The organism is Pseudomonas sp. SDO5591_S426, assembly GCF_054070755.1.
The window spans coordinates 1-6,002 of the sequence record NZ_JBSVXD010000267.1; the positions used below are offsets into that span (position 1 = coordinate 1).

Here is a 6,002-nt window from a genome sequence, read left to right on the forward strand (position 1 = left end):
GCATCAACGTTGACTGATACACCGCCATCGCGAGCAGGCTCACTCCTACATTTGTTATGGGCTGGTTTTAGCCTTTCAGCGCCTTCCAGATTTTGCTGACAGCCATAACCCCGGCCAACACCACCGCCCCCGCCACAATACCCGCGATGCCATTGAGCAACACCGGCACGATAAAACCGGCGCCACCCGCCGCTGCGCTGACATTTTCGATCCAGTGATGCACTACCGGTACGCCGTGAGTCAGGATGCCGCCACCGACCAAAAACATCGCCGCCGTGCCGATCACCGACAGGCTTTTCATCATGTACGGTGCTGCACTCAGAATTCCGGCCCCGATGCTTTTTGCCATCTGCCCCGGTTTTTGAGTCAGCCACAAGCCCAGGTCGTCGAGCTTGACGATGCCCGCAACCAAACCATAAACGCCGACAGTCATGACGATGGCGATACCCGAGAGCACCACCACTTGCTGGGTCAGCGCCGATTCGGCCACGACGCCGAGGGTGATGGCGATGATTTCCGCCGAGAGGATGAAGTCGGTGCGGATCGCGCCCTTGATCTTTTCCTTCTCGTACGCCACCAGATCCACTGCCGGGTCCGCCACCGCCTCGACCAGTTCAGCATGCTCGGCCTGGTCTTCAGCCTTGCTGTGCAGGAACTTGTGGGCGAGTTTCTCGAACCCTTCAAAACACAGGTAGGCACCGCCGACCATCAACAACGGCGTGACCAGCCACGGAATGAACGCGCTGATGGCCAATGCCGACGGCACCAGGATCAGTTTGTTGATGAACGAGCCCTTGGCCACCGCCCAGACCACGGGAATTTCCCGTTCGGCACGCACGCCGCTGACCTGCTGGGCATTGAGCGCCAGATCGTCGCCCAATACACCGGCGGTCTTCTTGGCGGCCATTTTGGTCATCAACGCCACATCGTCCAGCACCGCAGCAATGTCGTCGATCAGCAACAGCAAACTGCTTCCTGCCATGAATCGGGTTTCCTTCTAGAGTGAATGCGGTGCAGCATAGCGTGGCCGAGCGCCGCACGGAGCATTCTTGAGCGCCGCCGAAGGCCGGTGCTACCATGCGCAACCGCCAGAACAGGCAAGGAACCCCCTGGTTTATGAGCACCATCCGCGAGCGCAACAAACAACTGATCCTGCGTGCCGCCAGTGAAGAATTTGCCGACAAGGGCTTCGCTGCGACCAAAACCAGCGATATCGCAGCCAAGGCGGGATTGCCCAAGCCCAACGTCTACTACTACTTCAGATCCAAGGAAAACCTCTACCGCGAGGTCCTGGAAAGCATCATCGAGCCAATCCTGCAGGCCTCGACGCCGTTCAACCCCGACGGCGTGCCGAGCGAAGTCCTGAGTGGCTACATCCGTTCGAAAATCCGCATCTCCCGAGATTTGCCGTTTGCCTCCAAGGTATTCGCCAGCGAAATCATGCACGGCGCCCCGCACCTGAGCGCCGACCTGGTCGAACAACTCAACGGCCAGGCCAAGCACAACATCGACTGCATCCAGACCTGGATCGACCGCGGCCAGATCGCCCCGCTCGACCCCAACCACCTGATGTTCAGCATCTGGGCCGCAACCCAGACTTACGCCGACTTCGACTGGCAAATCACCGCCATCACCGGCAAGGCCAAACTGGATGAAGAGGATTATGAAGCGGCGGCGCAGACGATAATCCGGTTGGTGTTGAAGGGGTGTGAGCCGGATTGATAGACCGCGGTGCCTTCATCGCTGGCAAGCCAGCTCCCACAGAGATTTGTGTCGTTCACAGAATTTGAACTCAACAAAGAAACCTGTGGGAGCTGGCTTGCCAGCGATGAAGGCGACGCGGTGCCGGCTCAAACCCAGATGGCATCCCACAGCGGATAGTCGCCAAGCTTTTCAACTAGCCCGGCCCGCAATGGGTTTGCCACGACATACCGGGCCAATTTCACCAGATCCTCCTCCCGCCTCAACGCCCGGTCGTGATAACCCTGCTGCCAAAGCGGTCCACCTCTGCCACTCGAAAGATTCACGTCCCGCGTAATAAGAGATTTAGTCTGGCGCATGAGCTTTCTGAGCGAACAGTTTTCCAGTTCGACCAGCCAATGAAAATGATCAGGCATGACGACCCAAGCCAGTGATTTTGCCATTCCAAGGTCTTGCGCCCGGCGAAATTGATGAACTACCAATCTGCCCAAAGCGAAGTCGGCGAAAATCGGCTTGCGATCCAGAGTGTTGGTGGTCAGTAAATAGATCCGATTGGGCTCGGCATAGCGACCCGTTCGCAGACGGTTTGATGCGGGGAAATTCGGCATTCCTTTGCCTCTCTCATGATGAACTCATGAAAAGGCTAGACCTGGGAACTCTGAGCGGTAATACACACTTTTAGCTGGATGTGTCTGGCAGATAGCGATCGCTGGCAAGCCAGCTCCCACAGGGTTTGAAGGTGTCCGCAAATTATGTGAACACCCTCAGTCATTGTGGGAGCTGGCTTGCCAGCGATGGCATTTGTTCAGGCGCCGCAGATCAAGCCACAACCCCCGCATCCGCCGTCAACCCCAACGCCTCGATCGCATTGATCGCGCACTGCTCATCAACGTCCGACAGATCCCCGCTGATCCCTACCGCCCCCAGCACATTCCCGCCCTGATCGCGGATCAACACACCACCCGGTGCCGGCACCACGCTGCCTTGCCCCAGACTATTCAACGCGGCGATAAAAGCCGGGCGTTGTTGTGCGTCCAGCGCCAGCAGGCGCGAGCCTTTGCCCAGGGCGATGGCGCCCCAGGCTTTGCCGATGGCGACGTGCGGGCGCAGCAGGCTGGCGCCGTCTTCGCGTTGCAGGGTGATCAGATGCCCGCCGGCATCCAGTACCGCGATGGTCAGGGGCGCAGCGGAGATCGCCCGTGCTGCGGTGATGGCCTCGTTGACCAGGTTGACTGCGACTTTCAAGGTTAAAGCGCTCATGGTGCCGTCCTCATTTTGTTTTTCGGAAAGCCGTGGAGCTGCGCGTTTGTGCCGCAGCTCAATGCAACAAATAGAACACAATGAATTATTTTTTTGTATACAATAATTCTCGAAAAGCGCCACATGCGACGAAAAGCCACAGTAGATTGGGCTTCCGACGAATGAAACGACCGCTTGAGAAAATGGATTGACCTGCGCCGTCCGCCGTGAATACACTCTGCGCAAAGCCACTTGTATACAATTACAAAACGTAAAGAGGCACAAAACCATGAGCAAAATGAGAGCAATCGAAGCCGCCGTTCTGGTGATGCGCCGTGAAGGGGTTGATACCGCTTTTGGCATCCCGGGTGCAGCCATCAACCCGCTGTACAACGCCCTGCAAAAAGTCGGCGGCATCGATCACGTACTCGCTCGCCACGTTGAAGGCGCCTCGCACATGGCCGAGGGCTACACCCGCACCAAGGCCGGCAACATCGGCGTGTGCATCGGGACTTCCGGCCCTGCCGGTACCGACATGGTCACCGGGCTCTACAGCGCCTCGGCCGACTCGATTCCAATCCTCTGCATTACCGGCCAGGCACCCCGCGCCCGTATGCACAAGGAAGACTTCCAGGCTGTCGACATCACCAGCATCGTCAAGCCAGTCACCAAGTGGGCGACCACTGTTCTTGAACCGGGCCAGGTGCCTTACGCGTTCCAGAAAGCTTTCTTTGAAATGCGCTCCGGCCGTCCAGGCCCGGTGCTGATCGACCTGCCGTTCGACGTACAGATGGCCGAGATCGAATTCGACATCGACGCTTACCAGCCACTGCCGTTGGCCAAGCCGACCGCTAGCCGCATTCAAGTCGAAAAGGCTCTGGCCTTGCTCGATCAGGCTGAACGTCCATTGCTGGTGGCCGGCGGTGGCATCATCAATGCCGACGCCAGCGATCTGCTGGTCGAGTTCGCCGAGCTGACCGGTATCCCGGTTATCCCGACCCTGATGGGCTGGGGCACCATCCCTGACGATCACCCGCTGATGGTCGGCATGGTTGGTTTGCAGACGTCGCACCGCTACGGCAACGCGACCATGCTCAAATCCGACGTGGTGCTGGGTATCGGTAACCGTTGGGCCAACCGTCACACCGGTTCGGTCGATGTGTACACCGAAGGTCGCAAGTTCATTCACGTCGACATCGAAGGCACGCAGATTGGCCGCGTGTTCACCCCGGACCTGGGCATCGTGTCCGACGCTGCTGCCGCGCTGACCGTGTTCATCGAAGTCGCTCGCGAATGGCAAGCCGCCGGCAAACTGAAAAATCGCAGCGCCTGGCTGCAAGACTGCCAGCAGCGTAAAGCCAGCCTGCAGCGCAAGACTCACTTCGACAACGTGCCGGTCAAGCCGCAACGCGTTTACGAAGAAATGAACCAGGTGTTCGGCAAAGACACTTGCTACGTCAGCACCATCGGTCTGTCGCAGATTGCCGGCGCGCAGTTCCTGCACGTGTACAAGCCGCGTCACTGGATCAACTGCGGTCAGGCCGGCCCGTTGGGCTGGACCATTCCGGCGGCGCTGGGCGTGGTCAAGGCTGACCCGAACCGTAAAGTCGTGGCCCTGTCGGGGGACTATGACTTCCAGTTCATGATCGAAGAATTGGCAGTGGGCGCGCAGTTCAAGCTGCCGTACATTCATGTGGTGGTAAACAACTCGTACCTGGGTCTGATCCGTCAGGCACAGCGCGGTTTCGACATGGACTACTGCGTGCAGCTGTCCTTCGATAACCTCAACGCTCCGGAACTCAACGGTTACGGTGTCGACCACGTCGCAGTTGCCGAAGGCCTCGGTTGCAAAGCACTGCGTGTGTTCGAACCGGCTCAGATCCAGCCTGCCCTGCGCAAGGCCCAGGAGCTGATCGAAGAGTTCAAGGTTCCGGTGATCGTCGAGATCATCCTGGAGCGCGTGACCAACATTTCCATGGGTACCGAGATCAACGCCGTCAACGAATTCGAAGACCTGGCGCTGGTCGGCAACGACGCTCCGACCGCGATTTCGTTGCTCGACTGATTCGTTATGGCCTGATGCCCCTGTAGGAGCTGCCGCAGGCTGCGATCTTTTGATCTTTGGTTTTGAAGATCAAGATCAAAAGATCGCAGCCTTCGGCAGCTCCTACACAGGGCCATCCTCATTAATTTGCAACGGGAGACCACCATGCCGCGTTTCGCAGCCAACCTGTCCATGCTGTTCACCGAACAGGACTTCCTCGCCCGTTTCGAAGCGGCCGCCAAGGCCGGCTTCAGTGGTGTCGAATACCTGTTCCCGTACGACTTCAGCTCCGCCGAAATCAAGGCCAAGCTCGATGCCAACGGTCTGACCCAAGTGCTGTTCAACCTGCCGGCCGGTGACTGGGCCAAGGGCGAGCGCGGTATTGCCTGCCTGCCGGACCGGGTTGAAGAGTTCCGCGCCGGTGTCGACCTGGCCATCGCTTACGCACAGGTTCTGGGCAACACCCAGGTCAACTGCCTGGCCGGTATTCGTCCGCAAGGTTTTGACGACGCCACCGTAGAAAAAACCTTCGTTACCAACCTCAAGTACGCGGCTGACAAGCTGCAAGCGGCGGGTATCAAACTGGTGATGGAAGCGATCAACACCCGTGACATTCCAGGCTTCTACCTGAACAACACGGCGCAAGCCCTGTCGATTCGCGAGCAGGTCAGCAGCGCCAATCTGTTCCTGCAATACGACATCTATCACATGCAAATCATGGAAGGCGATCTGGCCCGCACCCTGCAATCGCACCTGGGCGAGATCAACCATGTACAGCTCGCGGACAACCCGGGGCGCAACGAACCAGGCACCGGTGAAATCAACTACCGCTTCCTGTTCGAACACCTGGACCGCATCGGTTACCAGGGTTGGGTCGGTTGCGAATACAAGCCGCTGACCACCACTGAAGCGGGCCTGGGCTGGTTGAAAACCCATAACGCGATTTAACACGTAATCCTGTAGGAGCTGCCGAAGGCTGCGATCTTTTGATCTTGATCTTCAAAAGCAACATCAAAAG

6 protein-coding genes are annotated in these 6,002 nt (G+C 58.3%); 3 read left to right on the forward strand and 3 right to left on the reverse strand.

All coding sequences use genetic code 11. The features are described from left to right. Positions 1–67 precede the first annotated feature (67 nt). Positions 68–982 (reverse strand): DUF808 domain-containing protein, encoded by a 915-nt coding sequence (locus ACW9JC_RS28095; protein ID WP_457459110.1) that lies wholly within the window; start codon positions 980–982, stop codon positions 68–70. A 134-nt stretch (positions 983–1,116) separates the two neighbouring features. Here ACW9JC_RS28095 and ACW9JC_RS28100 point away from each other — a divergent pair, with 134 nt between their 5' ends. After that, complete coding sequence (locus ACW9JC_RS28100) at positions 1,117–1,722, forward strand: TetR/AcrR family transcriptional regulator (RefSeq protein WP_448108895.1); 606 nt, start codon at positions 1,117–1,119, stop codon at positions 1,720–1,722. Positions 1,723–1,850: 128 nt separating this feature from the next. On the opposite strand, the gene ACW9JC_RS28105 is transcribed toward ACW9JC_RS28100, so the two are convergent. Together ACW9JC_RS28105 and ACW9JC_RS28110 are read right to left on the reverse strand one after the other, a co-directional pair. Further along, entirely contained in the window at positions 1,851–2,309 is a 459-nt protein-coding gene (locus ACW9JC_RS28105) for an REP-associated tyrosine transposase (RefSeq protein ID WP_457459112.1), read from the reverse strand. 211 nt (positions 2,310–2,520) lie between these two features. After that, positions 2,521–2,961: a GlcG/HbpS family heme-binding protein gene (locus ACW9JC_RS28110; protein WP_457459114.1), complete on the reverse strand. Its 441-nt coding sequence runs from the start codon at positions 2,959–2,961 to the stop codon at positions 2,521–2,523. A gap of 268 nt (positions 2,962–3,229) precedes the next feature. Between ACW9JC_RS28110 and gcl the strand changes: the two genes are divergently transcribed. Together gcl and hyi are read left to right on the forward strand one after the other, a co-directional pair. Beyond that, entirely contained in the window at positions 3,230–5,005 is a 1,776-nt protein-coding gene (gcl, locus tag ACW9JC_RS28115; protein WP_338582335.1) for a glyoxylate carboligase, read from the forward strand. 144 nt (positions 5,006–5,149) lie between these two features. Then, a complete protein-coding gene (gene hyi / locus ACW9JC_RS28120; protein WP_457459116.1) occupies positions 5,150–5,932 on the forward strand; it encodes a hydroxypyruvate isomerase in 783 nt (260 codons plus the stop codon). The last annotated feature ends 70 nt before the right edge of the window (positions 5,933–6,002 follow it).

Coding starts and splice junctions, on each gene's coding strand:
- hyi (WP_457459116.1), top strand. CDS start 5,150: ATGCCGCGTTTCGCAGCCAACCTGTCCATGCTGTTCACCGAACAGGAC.
- ACW9JC_RS28095 (WP_457459110.1), bottom strand. CDS start 982: ATGGCAGGAAGCAGTTTGCTGTTGCTGATCGACGACATTGCTGCGGTG.
- gcl (WP_338582335.1), top strand. CDS start 3,230: ATGAGCAAAATGAGAGCAATCGAAGCCGCCGTTCTGGTGATGCGCCGT.
- ACW9JC_RS28105 (WP_457459112.1), bottom strand. CDS start 2,309: ATGCCGAATTTCCCCGCATCAAACCGTCTGCGAACGGGTCGCTATGCC.
- ACW9JC_RS28110 (WP_457459114.1), bottom strand. CDS start 2,961: ATGAGCGCTTTAACCTTGAAAGTCGCAGTCAACCTGGTCAACGAGGCC.
- ACW9JC_RS28100 (WP_448108895.1), top strand. CDS start 1,117: ATGAGCACCATCCGCGAGCGCAACAAACAACTGATCCTGCGTGCCGCC.